The 14,960-nt window shown below is 66.4% G+C and carries 17 protein-coding genes; 8 read left to right on the top strand and 9 right to left on the bottom strand.

Annotation, left to right across the window (positions count from 1 at the left end; genetic code table 11):
* Window positions 1-15: 15 nt before the first annotated feature.
* Both fghA and N7640_RS15070 read right to left on the bottom strand, forming a co-directional pair.
* Complete coding sequence (gene fghA, locus N7640_RS15075) at window positions 16-861, bottom strand: S-formylglutathione hydrolase (protein ID WP_279902684.1); 846 nt, start codon at window positions 859-861, stop codon at window positions 16-18.
* A 116-nt stretch (window positions 862-977) separates the two neighbouring features.
* Window positions 978-2,090: an S-(hydroxymethyl)glutathione dehydrogenase/class III alcohol dehydrogenase gene (locus tag N7640_RS15070; RefSeq protein ID WP_279902685.1), complete on the bottom strand. Its 1,113-nt coding sequence runs from the start codon at window positions 2,088-2,090 to the stop codon at window positions 978-980.
* A gap of 104 nt (window positions 2,091-2,194) precedes the next feature.
* Here N7640_RS15070 and N7640_RS15065 point away from each other — a divergent pair, with 104 nt between their 5' ends.
* Window positions 2,195-3,088: a LysR family transcriptional regulator gene (locus N7640_RS15065; RefSeq protein WP_279902686.1), complete on the top strand. Its 894-nt coding sequence runs from the start codon at window positions 2,195-2,197 to the stop codon at window positions 3,086-3,088.
* Between the two features lie 192 nt (window positions 3,089-3,280).
* On the opposite strand, the gene N7640_RS15060 is transcribed toward N7640_RS15065, so the two are convergent.
* Genes N7640_RS15060 through N7640_RS15050 form a run of 3 tightly spaced genes read right to left on the bottom strand, consistent with a single transcriptional unit; the run spans window position 3,281 to window position 4,363 of the window.
* The gene (locus tag N7640_RS15060; protein WP_279902687.1) at window positions 3,281-3,898 is read right to left on the bottom strand and encodes an SOS response-associated peptidase; all 618 of its coding nucleotides are present in this window, start codon (window positions 3,896-3,898) and stop codon (window positions 3,281-3,283) included.
* 22 nt (window positions 3,899-3,920) lie between these two features.
* The gene (locus tag N7640_RS15055; protein WP_220812132.1) at window positions 3,921-4,181 is read right to left on the bottom strand and encodes a DUF2007 domain-containing protein; all 261 of its coding nucleotides are present in this window, start codon (window positions 4,179-4,181) and stop codon (window positions 3,921-3,923) included.
* Window positions 4,181-4,363, bottom strand: coding sequence for a CPXCG motif-containing cysteine-rich protein (locus tag N7640_RS15050; RefSeq protein WP_220812130.1), 183 nt, complete (start codon window positions 4,361-4,363; stop codon window positions 4,181-4,183). Before N7640_RS15050 ends, N7640_RS15055 begins: the two co-directional genes overlap by 1 nt.
* Window positions 4,364-4,633: 270 nt before the next feature.
* On the opposite strand from N7640_RS15050, the gene N7640_RS15045 reads away from it, so the two are divergent.
* The 4 genes from N7640_RS15045 (at window position 4,634) to N7640_RS15030 (ending at window position 7,916) form a co-directional block, all read left to right on the top strand.
* Complete coding sequence (locus tag N7640_RS15045) at window positions 4,634-5,014, top strand: hypothetical protein (RefSeq protein ID WP_279902688.1); 381 nt, start codon at window positions 4,634-4,636, stop codon at window positions 5,012-5,014.
* Window positions 5,015-5,055: 41 nt separating this feature from the next.
* Complete coding sequence (locus N7640_RS15040; RefSeq protein WP_279902689.1) at window positions 5,056-5,553, top strand: DUF3828 domain-containing protein; 498 nt, start codon at window positions 5,056-5,058, stop codon at window positions 5,551-5,553.
* A 38-nt stretch (window positions 5,554-5,591) separates the two neighbouring features.
* The gene (locus tag N7640_RS15035; protein WP_279902690.1) at window positions 5,592-6,581 is read left to right on the top strand and encodes a hypothetical protein; all 990 of its coding nucleotides are present in this window, start codon (window positions 5,592-5,594) and stop codon (window positions 6,579-6,581) included.
* 168 nt (window positions 6,582-6,749) lie between these two features.
* Complete coding sequence (locus tag N7640_RS15030; RefSeq protein ID WP_279902691.1) at window positions 6,750-7,916, top strand: 1-acyl-sn-glycerol-3-phosphate acyltransferase; 1,167 nt, start codon at window positions 6,750-6,752, stop codon at window positions 7,914-7,916.
* Window positions 7,917-7,976: 60 nt separating this feature from the next.
* On the opposite strand, the gene N7640_RS15025 is transcribed toward N7640_RS15030, so the two are convergent.
* The gene (locus N7640_RS15025) at window positions 7,977-8,264 is read right to left on the bottom strand and encodes a hypothetical protein (protein WP_279902692.1); all 288 of its coding nucleotides are present in this window, start codon (window positions 8,262-8,264) and stop codon (window positions 7,977-7,979) included.
* 342 nt (window positions 8,265-8,606) lie between these two features.
* Between N7640_RS15025 and N7640_RS15020 the strand changes: the two genes are divergently transcribed.
* A complete protein-coding gene (locus N7640_RS15020) occupies window positions 8,607-8,813 on the top strand; it encodes a hypothetical protein (RefSeq protein ID WP_220812119.1) in 207 nt (68 codons plus the stop codon).
* An 844-nt stretch (window positions 8,814-9,657) separates the two neighbouring features.
* Here N7640_RS15020 and N7640_RS15015 read toward each other — a convergent pair.
* The gene (locus N7640_RS15015; protein ID WP_220812117.1) at window positions 9,658-10,245 is read right to left on the bottom strand and encodes a YajG family lipoprotein; all 588 of its coding nucleotides are present in this window, start codon (window positions 10,243-10,245) and stop codon (window positions 9,658-9,660) included.
* A 165-nt stretch (window positions 10,246-10,410) separates the two neighbouring features.
* Between N7640_RS15015 and N7640_RS15010 the strand changes: the two genes are divergently transcribed.
* A complete protein-coding gene (locus N7640_RS15010) occupies window positions 10,411-10,644 on the top strand; it encodes a hypothetical protein (protein WP_279902693.1) in 234 nt (77 codons plus the stop codon).
* A gap of 301 nt (window positions 10,645-10,945) precedes the next feature.
* Here N7640_RS15010 and mqo read toward each other — a convergent pair whose 3' ends face one another.
* Together mqo and N7640_RS15000 are read right to left on the bottom strand one after the other, a co-directional pair.
* On the bottom strand, window positions 10,946-12,430 hold the full coding sequence (gene mqo, locus N7640_RS15005) for a malate dehydrogenase (quinone) (protein WP_279902694.1): 1,485 nt from the start codon (window positions 12,428-12,430) through the stop codon (window positions 10,946-10,948).
* Window positions 12,431-12,776: 346 nt separating this feature from the next.
* Complete coding sequence (locus N7640_RS15000; RefSeq protein WP_220812111.1) at window positions 12,777-13,064, bottom strand: PA4642 family protein; 288 nt, start codon at window positions 13,062-13,064, stop codon at window positions 12,777-12,779.
* 146 nt (window positions 13,065-13,210) lie between these two features.
* Here N7640_RS15000 and dauA point away from each other — a divergent pair, with 146 nt between their 5' ends.
* A complete protein-coding gene (gene dauA, locus N7640_RS14995) occupies window positions 13,211-14,932 on the top strand; it encodes a C4-dicarboxylic acid transporter DauA (protein WP_279902695.1) in 1,722 nt (573 codons plus the stop codon).
* Window positions 14,933-14,960: the final 28 nt, after the last annotated feature.

Here is a 14,960-nt window from a genome sequence, read left to right as displayed (position 1 = left end):
GGCGCCCCTCGTGGTTCAGCGGTTCAGCGCCTCGCCGTGATGGCGCAGGTGATCATCGATGAAGCTGGCGATGAAGTAGTAGCTGTGGTCGTAGCCCGGCTGCAGGCGCAGGGTCAGCGGATGATCCGCCGCCTTGGCCGCGGCCTGCAGCGCCTGGGGCTTGAGCTGGCCTTCGAGGAAGTCGTCACGGTCGCCCTGGTCGACCAGAAGCGGCAGCTTTTCCGTCGCCTCGGCAATCAGCGCGCAGGCATCCCACTCGCGCCAGCGCGAACGGTCGTCGCCCAGGTAGTGGGAGAACGCCTTTTCGCCCCAGGGGCAATTGAGCGGGTTGGTGATCGGCGAGAAGGCCGACACCGACCGGTATCGCCCCGGATTCTTCAGCGCGCAGATCAGCGCACCGTGGCCGCCCATGGAGTGGCCGGAGATACCTCGTTTGTCGGTAACCGGGAAATTGGCCTCGATCAGCGCCGGCAGCTCCTGCACCACGTAGTCGTACATGCGGTAGTGGCGCGCCCAGGGCTCCTGGGTGGCGTTGACGTAGAAGCCGGCGCCGAGGCCGAAGTCCCAGGCCTTGTCCGGGTCGTCCGGCACGCCCTCGCCGCGCGGGCTGGTGTCCGGCGCGACGATGATCAGGCCGAGTTCGGCGGCCAGCCGGTGCGCGCCGGCCTTCTGCATGAAGTTCTCGTCGGTGCAGGTCAGGCCGCTCAGCCAGTACAGCACCGGCAGCTTGGCGCCCTGCTCCGCCTGCGGCGGCAGGTACACGGCGAACACCATGTCGCAGTTGAGCGCGGTGGAACGGTGGCGGTAGCGCTTGTGCCAGCCGCCGAAGCTCTTGTTGCTGGAAACGATTTCGAGGGTCATGGCCCCACTCCGTAGGGTGCGCCGCGCGCACCGATGGATTTGTGGTGCGCACGACCTGGGCGGCCCCGCGCACCCTGCGAGCAATCCGCGCGGCCAGCGGGCCGCACGGTATTTCCTCAGTAATGGATGACGGTGCGGATGCTTTTGCCCTCGTGCATCAGGTCGAAGGCTTCGTTGATCTGCTCCAGGCCCATAGTGTGGGTGATGAAGGTGTCCAGCGGGATCTCGCCCTTCTGCGACTTCTCCACGTAGCTCGGCAGCTCGGTGCGGCCCTTCACCCCGCCGAAGGCGCTACCGCGCCAGACGCGGCCGGTCACCAGCTGGAACGGACGGGTGCTGATTTCCTGGCCAGCGCCGGCCACGCCGATGATCACGCTCTCGCCCCAACCCTTGTGGCAGCACTCCAGCGCCGCGCGCATCAGCTGCACGTTGCCGACGCACTCGAAGCTGTAGTCAACGCCGCCGTCGGTGAGTTCGACGATCACGTCCTGGATCGGCTTGTCATGGTCCTTCGGGTTGACGAAATCGGTCGCGCCCAGCTCGCGGGCCACGTCGAACTTGGCCGGGTTGATGTCGACGGCGATGATCCGCGAGGCCTTGGCCATCTTCGCGCCGATGATCGCCGCCAGGCCGATGCCGCCCAGGCCGAAGATGGCGACGGTGGCGCCCTCCTCCACCTTGGCGGTGTTGAGCACCGCGCCGATGCCGGTGGTGACGCCGCAGCCGAGCAGGCAGACCTTTTCCAGCGGCGCGTCCTTGGGGATCACGGCCAGGGAGATTTCCGGCAGCACGGTGTACTCGGAGAAGGTCGAGCAGCCCATGTAGTGGTAGATCGGCTCGCCGTTGTAGCTGAAGCGGCTGGTGCCGTCCGGCATCAGGCCCTTGCCCTGGGTGGCGCGCACCTTCTGGCACAGGTTGGTCTTGCCGGATTTGCAGAACTTGCACTCGCGGCATTCGGCCGTGTACAGCGGGATCACGTGGTCGCCGACCTTCACCGAAGTGACGCCCTCGCCGACGGCCTCGACGATACCGCCACCCTCGTGGCCGAGAATGGACGGGAACACACCCTCGGAGTCGGCGCCGGACAGGGTGTAGGCGTCGGTGTGGCAGACACCGGTGGCGACAATGCGCACCAGCACCTCGCCGGCCTTCGGCGGGGCGACGTCCACTTCGACGATCTGCAACGGCTGGTTGGGGCCGAACGCGACGGCGGCACGGGACTTGATCATGGACGTTCTCCAGCGGATGAAAAGTGCCGGAGAGTGTAGACCTCCGCGATTTACTGGATAATCCCAGGCAACAGCAAAACATTATTGCCAGACAGGGATAATCCATGAGCGGATGGGAAGGGCTGGACGAGTTCGTCGCCGTGGCCGAATGCGGCCGCTTCGCCGCCGCCGCGCAGCGCCTGGGGCTGTCCACCTCCCAGGTCAGCCGCCAGGTGGCGCGCCTCGAGGAGCGCCTGCAGACCCGCCTGTTCTACCGCAGCACGCGCAAGGTGGCGCTGACCGAGGCCGGGCAGACCTTCCTGCAGCACTGCCAGCGCCTGCAGGACGCCCGCGAGGAAGCCCTGCGCGCGGTCGGCGACCTGGCCGGCGAACCCAAGGGCCTGCTGCGCATGACCTGCGCGGTGGCCTACGGCGAGCGCTTCGTGGTGCCACTGGTCAACGACTTCATGGCCCGCCACCCGCAACTGCGGGTGGACATCGAACTGAGCAACCAGACCCTCGACCTGCTCCACGGCGGCCTGGACCTGGCCATCCGCCTCGGCCGCCTGCCCGACTCGCGCCTGGTCGCCACCCGCCTGGCGCCACGGGTCATGCACCTGTGCGCGGCACCCTCCTATCTGGAGCGCTACGGCCGGCCGCACTCGCTGTCCGAACTCGCGCGGCACAACTGCCTGATCGGCAGCAGCGAGCAATGGAGCTTCCAGCAGGACGGCCGCGAACTGAGCGTGCGGGTGCAGGGCAACTGGCGCTGCAACAGCGGCGAAGCGGTGCTCGACGCCGCCCTGCGCGGCTTCGGCCTGTGCCAGCTGCCGGACTACTACGTGCAGCCGCACCTGCGCAGCGGCGCGCTGGTCGACCTGCTGCCGCAGCAGCGCCCGCCACACACCGCCGTGTGGGCGATGTACCCGCAGCAGCGCCACCTCTCGCCCAAGGTGCGCCTGCTGGTGGAACTGTTGAAGGAAGGACTGGCGCAACGCCCCGAATACCGCGAGACCTAGGCTCTGTACGAAAAGTGCCTGCGCTCGGTGATGCCTCGTTAAAAACGGGTTCGGAATGCTCATTTACAGCTCGTAAACTCGCATGCGAGCCCAGTCCGCTTCCTCACCCGTTTTTGTGGGGGCGCCTAGCCCTCGCCTGACCTTCGCTCGACGACTTTTCGTACAGACCCTAGGCCGCACGCACCGGCGGCATCACGCCGGGGTCAGGCAGTCCGGCCCGTCGAAGGCCGGATCGTTGATCAGGGTCGCCAGTGCCCGCTCGCGCAGTGGCGGCTGCGGCGCGGCCAGCAGCGCCTGCAACTGCTCGACCGGGGTCTGCGGGTCGAGCCAGGCGCGGGTGGCGGTCTGGTCCAGCACGATGGGCCGGCGCAGATAGCTGGCCGGCGCGGTGATCATCGCCACGCTGAGGTAGGTCTGCCCCGCCGTCGGGTAAGCCTCCCAGACGCCGGCGAAGTACAGCAGCCCCTCGCTGCTCAACCAGTACGGGCGCTTGCGGTTGGCCTGGCCACGCCATTCATAGAAGCCGTTGGCCGGCAACAGGCAGCGGCGCTGGCGGAACGCCTCGCGAAACATCGGCTGCTCGGCCAGGGTCTCGGCGCGGGCATGGGCGGGCGCCTTCGACAGATCGTCGAGCCAGGCGGGGGTCAGCCCCCAGCGCCCGGCCGCGGCCTGCAGCTCGCCCTCGGGCTGGTGGATGAACAGCACCTGGGCGCCGGGCGCCAGGTTCCAGCGCTGGGGGAAACCCTCGGGAAAACCCGGCAGGCCGGAAATGGCCTGGGGCCAGCGAAACAGGGCGTAGCGTCCACTCATGGGCAGGGCAGTACCGACTGAACTAGCAAAGCAGCACGCCGGGGCAGCCCTCGGGCTCCTCGCCGGGCAACGGGGCGGCGGCATTGTACCCGGCGATCAGCCGCCGCGCGTGCTCGGCGTCCTCGTCCTCAACCACCAGCGCGAGCAGGCCCAGCGCCGGAAGCTCGCCCACCGCGCCGAGCAGATGGCGCCCGGCCAGGTGCGCTTCCACCCCCTCGCTGGCCAGCATGCCCAGCAACAGCTCCGCCTCCAGCAGGTCCTGCGGCTCGTAGATGCGTTGCATCACTCGTTCTCCCCACGCACGTCCAGCGACCACTCCACGCCATCGGTGCGCAGGTCGAACAGGATCGGCCGACAGCACACCGGGCAGTCCTCCACATACTCCTGATCCCCGGCCGACAGGTCGAGTACAGCCTCGGCCGTCTCCCAGCAGTAGGGGCACTGGTACAGCTGTGTTTCCAGCATCGCAGTCTCCATGTGGTTCGTCGTGGCGTCTGACAATCCCTTGTGGAACAGTAGCTTGTCGGAGGGCCGATAGCCCGTTGCCTGCAGGAATCGCTCGCTCATCGTTCTCATGGCGCTGGACGATGCGCTCGTCCCGGTGAATATCTCGTTTTCACTTGCCGCTTCACTGTCTGGGTTTCTCAAACCACTCAAACTATCGGCGTGCACGTGCAAGCCGCGGCAACCGTCGCCCCATCAACCAAACGCCACGCCCAGGGAGGGAGACTCGTCATGATTCAATGTGACAGCCTGAAGCAGCTGATCAACACGACAATCGCCGAGGGCGATGACATGAATTGCTGGATATATGTCAATCGCAAGCAATGGAACAGCGACCCTCACTCGGCCCGGTTCTTCTTCATCGACGAAGATGAGGTCGATGATATGCCGGACGACGAGGTGTACGAATGCAGGCACGGTGGGTATCTGCCCATCGCGCTACGCGACCTCGATCTGTACCCGTGGTTCGAGAGTGGGACTCTGGTCGGCGTTATCGAGAACGCATCCATCCCCAGGGAACCGAATCAGGAGGAGATCGAAAGATTCGTGCTCGCCGCGAACCATTACCGCGAATACGACGACTTCTATGACCACCCTGGAACTTCGGCTTGACCACTCCAACAGTGATACCGAACTCAAGCCATAGGACACACATGCACGACTGTCGCTTCCTGCTGGCGATACTCCTGCTGCTGATCCCATTCGGCAGCATGGCCCACGACTCGCCCGAACGTACCGTCCAGGACTTCTACGCCTGGGCAATTCACACCCCCTCGAACGACCCGGACAAGGAAGCGGCTCGGGTGCAACCGCTGCTGGGGCAGGAGCTGTTCACCGCCCTGGCAGCGCAACGCGCCTATGAAGAATCCTGTGCCCGCCTGGTGCCGGCGGACATGAAGCCCCACATGCTGGACCAGAGCCCCTTTTTCCTCTGGCCGGAAGGAGCCCAGTCCCTCCTGTCCACCCAGGCCAGCGTCGCGGGCGATACGGCCCGTGTCTCCGCCCGGCTCGCCTACGACGACTTTCACTGGACGGACACCGTCGTCCTTCGCCGCGAGAGCGATCGGTGGGTCATTCTCGATATCCGGTGGCAGGAGCGCTCGCTCACCGAGCGGCTCGTCGAGTTCGCGAGCTATCGCTGCGAGCCCTAGCCATTCGATCGAATCCGCCCCGCTTGAGGAGCCAGAAAATGAATGAGGCTGACCGCCCCTTCTCGATGAACGGCCTGCCATGGACATCTGCATCGATCGCAGAGGCTGGGTCACAGATAAGGCAAGGTGGCCACATTGGCTTCACCTTCGGCTTCGAGGCGCTGGAGCACCTCTTCGAACTGGATAGGCAGGTCTTTTCCAGGCGCCCGGACCTGGGGTTGCAGGTATGGACAGTCGCGGACAAAAAGAGCTACAGCGACGAAGAGTTGCAAGCACTGGCTTCGCTGCGCCATGTGCGCAAGCTGGAGATCAGCCTGGCCCAGGCCCGGGTCATCTCGCCTTTGATGCAACTGGACCTGGCGGCCCTGACACTCAAGGGCGGCAAATCCGTCAGCCTGGACTTTCTACCCGCCCTCAAGAACCTGAGCACCCTGGAGCTGTACGGCGACTTCTGCGGGCTGGAAGCCCTGGCCGACTGCCACAGCTTGCAAAGCCTCTATGCCGGTGGTTCGCGCATCGCGGCGGATGAACTGCTCGACTCACTGCCTGACCTGAGCGCACTGACACTGGACGGCTGCACTGCGCCCGGGAACCTCGCGGTCCTGAATCGCCGTGGCCTGAAAGCACTATTTCTGAGTTCTCTCAGGAAACTCGACACATTGGATGCCCTGGCAGATTTTTCAGGCCTTGAAGTCCTGAAAATCCATGGAGCACCGCATCTGCAGCAGCTGCCCAGCCTTGCAAACATGGCCGCCCTGAAGCATCTCGAACTGAAGCGTCTGAAAATCTGGGACAACCCGGAGGTGCTGCAGACCCTGCCCAGCCTGGAAACGCTGGTGCTCGAAGAGATCAATACCCACCTGCAGGCGGAGCGTTTTTCCTTCCTGCCCACGCTCCCTTGCCTGAGCAGGATCGATTTCAGAACCATCGACTGGGGCAAACGCCGCCGCGCCCAGCTGGAGGCGATCTTTCTGGCCGCCGGCAAAACCCACCTCATCGAACCCGATCCCGAGGCTGCGGGTGAGTGAAACAACGCCACCCTCCCATTCGACCTGCGCCCACTGGCGCGTGCCAATCGACTCGTCGCCAGGCACGAGGCATGCGGAACCCTCCGCCCGGAGGCGCGATTGGCCTTATAATCGCCGGCCTATTTGCCAGCCCGCCATGGGCATTCCGAGCAGCCTGACCACGAGAACATGATGGGCGAATTCGACTCGATCCGACCCTACGCCGACCACGAAGTCCCCGCCGTCCTGGCGCGCCTGTTGAGCGACGACACCTTCCTCGGCATCCTCACCCGTTTCCGCTTCCCGCTCCTGGCCGGGCCTTTCGGCTGGCTGCTCAAGCCCCTCATCGCCCATCGCCTGCGCCGCGAGACGGCGGGCATCGAATCGGTGGACGCCCTGCAGGCGCGCATCGAGCCCTACATCGACCGCACCGTGGAGCGCGCCACCGACGGCATCACCTTCGCCGGACTGGAGCAGTTGAAGGCGGGCGCGCCCTACCTGTTCATGGCCAACCACCGCGACATCGTGATGGACCCGGCCTTCGTCAACTACGCGGTGTTCCACGCCGAACTGCCGACTCCGCGCATCGCCATCGGCGACAACCTGCTGCAGCGCCCCTTCGTCAGCGACCTGATGCGCCTGAACAAGAGCTTCATCGTGCATCGCAACGTGGCGGGGCGGCGCGAGAAGCTGGCGGCCTTCCAGCTGCTGTCGGCCTACATCAACCACTCCATCCGCGAGGAAGGCCACTCGATCTGGATCGCCCAGGCCGAGGGCCGGGCCAAGGACGGCGACGACCGCACCGACTCGGCGATCCTCAAGATGTTCCACATGAGCCGCAAGGACGAGCCGTTCGCCGAGGCCCTGGCGGCGCTCAACCTGATCCCGGTGTCGATCAGCTACGAGTACGACCCCTGCGACCTGGCCAAGGCCCGCGAGCTGCAGATCCGCGCCACCACCGGCGGTTACGAGAAGGCCCCGGGCGAGGACGACGCCAGCATCGCGCTCGGCATCACCGGCTACAAGGGCCGCGTCCACGTGCAGTTCGGCGCGCCGGTGCGCGAGGGCTTCGAGGATGCCAAGCAGCTGGCAGCGCTGATGGACCGCCACATCCTCGGCGGCTACCGGTTGTTCCCGGTGCACTACCTGGCCTATGCCGAGTGGGAGGAACGCGACCCCGCGCTGCAGGTACCGACGGCCGAGCAGCAGTTCCCCGCCGCCGAGGTGGCCGCCGCGCGCGCCGAGTGGCAGCGGCGCATGGCCGCCTGCCCCGCCGAACAGCGTCCCTGGCTGATCCGCCAGTACGCCACGCCGGTGCGCAACCAGTACCGGGTCAGGGCCGGCCTGCCGCTCTGAATGGCGCCCACATGCGAAAACGGCAGCCCAGGGCTGCCGTTTTCGTTTGCGCGGGATGAATCAGAAGCCGGTGCTGAACCAGGACAGCGCCAGCGCGCCCGCCAGGGTGGCGCCGCCGAAGGCGTAGAAGAAACGGTTGATGCGCTGGGTGCGCTCGTCCAGCAGGCTGGCGTCGGCGTCCAGTTCGTCCAGCTCGGAGTCGGAGGCCAGACGCACGCCGGCACGCTGTTCGCGCAGCCGGGTGGCGAGCAGCAGCCAGCCGCCGGCCAGGGCGAAGAACAGGGCCAGACCGTTGAGCACTTGGGCGGGGTAAGTCGAAAACAGGTTCCAGAGGTACTGCAGAGACACGCGAATCACCTCAACGACGAAAACGATGCACCATCGACAGGAAAACACCGGCACCAGCAGCGGGCATGAGCGGCCCGGAGGCTCTGGCGCCAACCTTGCAGCCTTTCGTCGGCGCACCAGATCGAGGCGGTGTTTCGCTGGATCGGCGCCAGGGCGCGGCTACGGCGGGCGGCAGTCTACTGGAAGCGTGCGGGTTATAAGTTCCGTTTCCGACGAGCGACAGGGCTAATCGCGAATCTGTCTGAAAAACGTCACCAACCTGGCCTAGGGTTTGTCTCTCCACTTGTGACTCATCGGTCACTGACGTGACAGAGCAATATCCATAACAGCGGAGGACCCGCCATGCTGAACCCGCAACCGGTTGACCACGACTACCTCATCGACTCCCTGGACGAAGTGGAGGCGGTGGTGGACGAACTCTCCATCAACGTGCAGGACCACCACTGGCTGGTCTACTGCGCCCTGGGCGGCCACGAGCACTACGACCTGCCGGACATCGACGAGCGCACCGGCTTCAGCCTACCAGAGCTGTACGCCGAGGCGGCCTGAGCCCTGTAGGGTGCGCCGTGCGCACCGATGTACCGGCAACGAGTCGTGGCCCGGATGAAATCCGGGCGGTCTCTGTCGGTGCTCCGCCGTTCAGACGATGGCCGAGTGGCCTGCTGCTTCTGGCTTCGCCCCACTTGACTCGCTACGGTCGCCCTTCGCGCCAGCCTGCGGCTGTTGCTCCGCTTCGCTTCGTTGCTCTTGTTCGCGGACCACCACTCGGTCGCTCCTACAAAGCAGGATCGGTTACATGTTGGTGGCGCAATCCTGCTTCTGTGGGAGCGGCTGGGCGACATTCCGATTAGCCGCGAAATTCGCGGATAAATCCGCTCCCACAAGGTTGCAACAACCAGCCTGGGCATGGCCATAAAAAGGCAATGTCCCCGTCAGATGTTGTAGTGCCCTGATCCCTTCTGGCCCCCCGCCTGCGCGGGGATGACGAGGTAGGGGGATGGAATTGCTTCCGAAACCGTCATTCCCGCGCAGGCGGGACAGCAGCGAATCGCTGGACAGCGCTTGCGCCGGCCCGAAGGGGAATAATCCAGGGGCAGGCAGCCGCAGTGTTCAGATAGAGGGGCTTGCTCGCGCAACGCGTAGGGTGGGTTACGGCCTGTGGCCCAACAACCCTACGGGGGCTCCAGGCAGGCCGCTTCGTCTGCAACACGCAACGGGGATATAGCTTTTTTCGCTATGTCCTCGTTATGTGTTGGCGACGCAATCGCTTCTGTGGGAGCGGCTTCAGCCGCGAAATTCGCGGATAAATCCGCTCCCACAAGGTGTGCAGCAACCAGCCTGGACATGGCCATAAAAAAGCCCGGCATATGCCGGGCTTTTTTATGGGAGGCGCTTACTGCTGGCCGAGCATCTGGCCGATGGTCGGGTCCTTGAAGGCGCGGGTGAGCGCGTCGCTCAGCACGTCGGACACCAGCTTGGTGTTGGTCTCCTGGTTCGGCGCCATGCCGAAGCGCTGGTTCAGCGAGGCGCCGTAGCGGCCGCTGTAGCGGCGCGCGCTGTTCTGCACGTCGGCGCGGATGCTCGCGCTGATGTCGGCCTCGGTGACGTAGGAGCCTTCCTTCGGCGACTGGTACTTGAGGTCGGCCAGGGTCAGGGTCAGCTGCGGGGCGTTGTAGGCGTTGGGGCTGGGGGTGAAGCCCAGCAGGCGCACCGCCGCCTCGGCCTCGGCCTGCAGGCGCGGCAGGATGTCCTGGGACTGCACGCTGATGTTGCTGGTCTCCGGGTACAGGCCGCCGCGGGTGCCGAGCACCGGCGAGGCGCGACCGTCGACCACGCGCACCACCACCGGCTGGCCCTGGCCGACGGGCACCAGCGCCACCGTGAGCTTGGGCTGCGGACGCAGCTGCTGGGGGCTGTGGGCACAACCGACCAGCGCAACGCCGAGCGCGGCTACCAGACCGAACAGCAGATGTTTCTTCATGACGATCTCCAGAAAGGTGGCGGCGGAAAATGCGCGGCAGTATACCTGCCGCTCCGCTTGCGTCGACAGCTGTGTTTCTGACCTCCGCCGCAGCCGGGCGGTTCCTGTCACGGCCCTGTCACCTCGGCGTGCGATAAGGCTGCTGTCGCCCTGGAGGATTGCCCCATGATGAGTCTGTGGTCGCTGCTCATGCCACGCGCGCCGATGCGCCGCTTCGCCCTGCTGGATGCCTCGGGCACCTGCCGCGCCCTGCGCGAGGCCCGCGAGCTGCCGGGCGAACCGGGCTGGGTGGAGGTGCGCGAGCTGCGCGCCCAGTGGCTGGGCCAGGCGCTGCCGCTGGACGTGCTGGTCACCCCGCGCCGCGTCGGCACGCGCCCGAGCCCGGCGCTGGCCGCCTGAGGCCGGCAACGAAAAGGCTATGTCCCCGTTGCGTGCTGCAAGCAGCTAACCCGCCCTACACATCGCGCGGTCAAGCCCCTCTAGCTGAACGCTGTAGCTGCCTGCCTCTGGATTCCCGCCTGCGCGGGAATGACGAGGTAGAAGGTGGAGTTTCTAATTTCTTCCGAAACCGTCATCCCCGCGCATGCGGGGATCCAGAAGGGCTCAGAGCACTACAACACTAACGGGGGCATCGCCAACGAAAAAGCCGCCCGAGGGCGGCTTTTCATGGGGCAACACGCGGGTTGCACCCGCCCTACGCTCAGGCGAGCTGCAGGGCCTTGGAGCACTGCTCGGCGACCGAGCGATACAGCTCGGCATCGTCTTCCAGCGCCTTCTCGCGCGCCGGGAAGATTTCCGCGAGCCTTGCGGCCCATTCGCCCCTGGCCTTGTCGGCGAAGCAGCGCTCGATCAGGTTGAGCATGATCGACACGGTCACCGAGGCGCCCGGCGAGGCGCCGAGCAGCGCGGCGATGGAGCCGTCCTCGGCCGCCACCAGCTCGGTGCCGAACTGCAGGATGCCGCCCTTCTTGGCGTCCTTCTTGATGATCTGCACGCGCTGGCCGGCGATCTCCAGGCGCCAGTCCTCGGCCTTCACGTTCGGGTAGAACTTGCGCAGGGACTCCAGGCGCTGCTCCGGCGACTGCAGCACTTCCTTGATCAGGTAGCGGGTCAGGGCCATGTTGTCGCGGGCCACGGCCAGCATCGGGCCGATGTTGCTCGGACGCACCGACAGCGGCAGGTCGAGGAACGAGCCGAACTTGAGGAACTTGGTGGTGAAGCCGGCGTAGGGGCCGAACAGCAGCGAGGTCTTGCCGTCCACCACGCGGGTGTCCAGGTGCGGCACGGACATGGGCGGCGCGCCCACCTCGGCCTGGCTGTAGACCTTGGCCTGGTGCTGCTTGACCACCTCGGGGTTGTCGCAGCGCAGCCACTGGCCGCTCACCGGGAAGCCGCCGAAGCCCTTGCCTTCCGGGATGCCGGACATCTGCAGCAGCGGCAGCGCGCCGCCGCCGGCGCCGAGGAAGACGAAGCGCGCGCCGATTTCACGTTGCTCGCCGGTCTTGGTGTTCTTGATCTGGGCGGTCCAGCCCTCGCCGCTGCGCGCCAGGCCGGTGACCTTCTGGCTGTAGCTGAGGGTGGTGCCGCCCTGGACGGAGAGGAACTGCAGCAACTGGTTGGTCAGCGCGCCGAAGTTGACGTCGGTGCCGTTGCCGGCGCGGGTCGCGGCGATGCGTTCGGCCGGGTCGCGGCCTTCCATCATCAGCGGCATCCAGTCGGCCATGACGGCCTGGTCCTCGGTGTACTCCATGTTCTCGAAGGCATGATGCTGGCTGAGCAGTTCATGGCGCTTCTTGAGGAAACCGACATCCTTCTCGCCACGCACGAAGCTCATGTGCGGCACGGAATTGATGAAGCTGCGCGGCGAACCGAAGCCTTCCTTGCCGGCCAGGTGGGACCAGAACTGCCGGGAAACCTCGAACTGTGCGTTGATCTGCACGGCCTTCTTGATATCGATCGAACCGTCCGTCGCCTGCGGCGTGTAGTTCAGCTCGCAGAGGCCGGCGTGACCGGTACCGGCGTTGTTCCACGGGTTGGAACTCTCGATGGCGCCGGAGGAACGCAGCTCGGCGATCTCCAGCTTGAGACTCGGGTCCAGCTCCTTGAGCAGCACCGCCAGGGTGGCGCTCATGATGCCGGCGCCGACCAGCAGCACATCCACAGTTTCGTGATTGACTTGCGTCATTAACGCTTCTCCAAGATCTGCAGTACCAAGCCGCTGGCATCGGCCTTTTGAGCCACGCATCGGCGTCTAATCACTGACAGCCAGACAAGTGTCTGGAGCTTCGGAGGGCTCGTACCATGGCCGATGACTTGGCCTGATCGATGCCGAGCAACCTCGTCCGGCGTGGACTGCCTGTGGGCAGCCCGCGCGTTCAATTCTTCACTTCCCGCCCGCGCGCGACAGACGCGCCAGCCCAGCAGGGGCGCCGGGTCGAGAGTTTTCCGGCGCGCACGATACCACTATTGCCGCTCGCCCAGCCGCAAAAAATGCACGAACCTGGGGCAGACGGTCATTTTTCCTACGAAGGTCAGGCTTTTGCCGCCTTTATCGCGTCGATGTAGGGCTCGGCCAGGCGCTGGTCCTGGATCAGGGCGACGAAGTCGTTGCCCTTGGCATCCCGGGCGTCGAGGTCGTAACCTGCCTCCCTGAAGAAGGTCAGGAAACGCTCGAAGTCGTCGATGCGCAGGCTGCGGTAGGCCTTGACCAGCTTGTGCAGGGACGGCGGCGTGTCGTCGGCCGGCTCGACCGCGAGGAACAGCTTGATCGCGTCGTCGCCGATCTCTTCGCCAATCACCTGTTTCTTGTCTTTGCGCATCACGCTCTCCAGCTGGCGGGCATTACGGGGCCGGCAGTTTACCCCCGCCCGTGGCGCGGCTCAACGCGACTAAAGCAGCGCATCCAGCCGGGCAAGCCGGAGGCCTTCGTCCCTATAATGCGCACAGTCCCCGCTGGAGCCCCGCGATGTCTCTACCTCCGCTGTTCGCCGCCTGGCGCCAGGTCCTGGCCATCGGTTATTCCCGGCACGCCCTGCGCGGCGACCTGATCGCGGGGCTGACGGTCGGCATCATCGCCATCCCGCTGGCCATGGCCCTGGCCATCGCGGTGGGCGTGGCGCCGCAGCACGGCCTGTACACCGTGCTGGTGGCCGCGCCGCTGATCGCCCTGGCCGGCGGCTCGCGCTTCAACATTTCCGGCCCCACGGCGGCCTTCGTGGTGATCCTGCTGCCGATCAGCCAGCAATACGGCCTCGGCGGCCTGCTGCTGTGCACCATGCTCGCCGGGGCGATCCTCATCGCCCTCGGCCTGCTGCGCGCCGGCAAGCTGATCGAGTTCGTCCCCTACCCGGTGACCCTGGGTTTCACCGCCGGCATCGGCATCGTCATCGCCGTGCTGCAGATCAAGGACCTGCTCGGCCTGCAGCTGTCGGCCACGCCGCAGCACTTCCTCGACCAGTTGGAGCTGCTCGCCGAGGCGCTGCCCGACTTCCACCCCGGCGACGGCCTGACCGCCGCCGCCAGCCTGGCCACGCTGCTGATCTGGCCGAAGCTGGTGCCGAAGGTGCCCGGCCACCTGGCGGCGCTGGCGGTGGGCGTGCTGGTCGCCCAGCTGCTGGAGGCCGCCGGCCTGCCGGTGGCGACCCTGGGCGAGCGCTTCAGCTACACCCTGGACGGCGTCAGCCACCCCGGCATCCCGCCGTTCCTGCCCGACTTCGCCTGGCCCTGGCAGTTGCCGGGGCCGGACGGCCAGCCACTGGTGCTGTCCTTCGAGCTGATCCGCCAGTTGCTGGCGCCGGCCTTCGCCATCGCCATGCTCGGCGCCATCGAGTCGCTGCTGTGCGCCGTGGTGGCGGACGGCATGACCGGCAGCAAGCACGACCCCAACGGCGAGCTGCTCGGCCAGGGCCTGGGCAACCTGGTCGCGCCGCTGTTCGGCGGCATCACCGCCACGGCCGCCATCGCCCGTTCTGCCGCCAACGTCCGTGCCGGGGCCGTCTCGCCGCTCTCCGCGATCATCCATGCCGGCGTGGTGCTGCTGGCCATGCTGCTGCTCGCGCCGGTGTTCAGCCTGCTGCCGATGGCCTCGCTGGCCGCCCTGCTGCTGATGGTGGCGTGGAACATGAGCGAGCCGCACCACGTCATCCACACCCTGCGCATCGCGCCGCGCAGCGATGTGCTGGTGCTGCTGACCTGCCTGGTGCTGACCGTGCTGTTCGACATGGTGCTGGCGGTCGGCGTCGGCCTGCTGCTGGCCTGCGGCCTGTTCATCAAGCGCATGAGCGAGCTGACCGACGCCGGGCCGCTGCCGCGCCCGCAGCTGAGCCAGCTGGGAGAACTACCGGACTCGGTGCTGACCTACAGCATCCGCGGCCCGCTGTTCTTCGGCGCGGCGGAGAAGGCCCTGAGCGTGCTGCGCCGGTTCAACCCGGAAGTGAAGGTGGTGATCGTGGAGATGAGCGCGGTGCCGATGCTCGACATGACCGCCCTGGCAGCCCTGGAGAACGTGCTGCGCGACTACCACCGCCAGGGCGTCGGCCTGGTGCTCAGCGGCGCCTCGGCCAACCTGCGCCTGAAGCTGCGCCGGGCCGGCATCCACCGCGAGCCGGGGCGGCTCGCTTTCGCCCGCGACCTGCGCCAGGCGCGGGCCAAGGCGTTGAGCTGGCTGGAACCGGCGGCGGCCGAATAAGCGAACGCGGGTTTCACCCGCCCTACGG

Origin of the sequence: Pseudomonas sp. GD04015 (genome assembly GCF_029837675.1) — a bacterium.
Lineage (GTDB): Bacteria > Pseudomonadota > Gammaproteobacteria > Pseudomonadales > Pseudomonadaceae > Aquipseudomonas > Aquipseudomonas paralcaligenes.
This window is presented reverse-complemented; position numbering and strand designations above follow the sequence as displayed.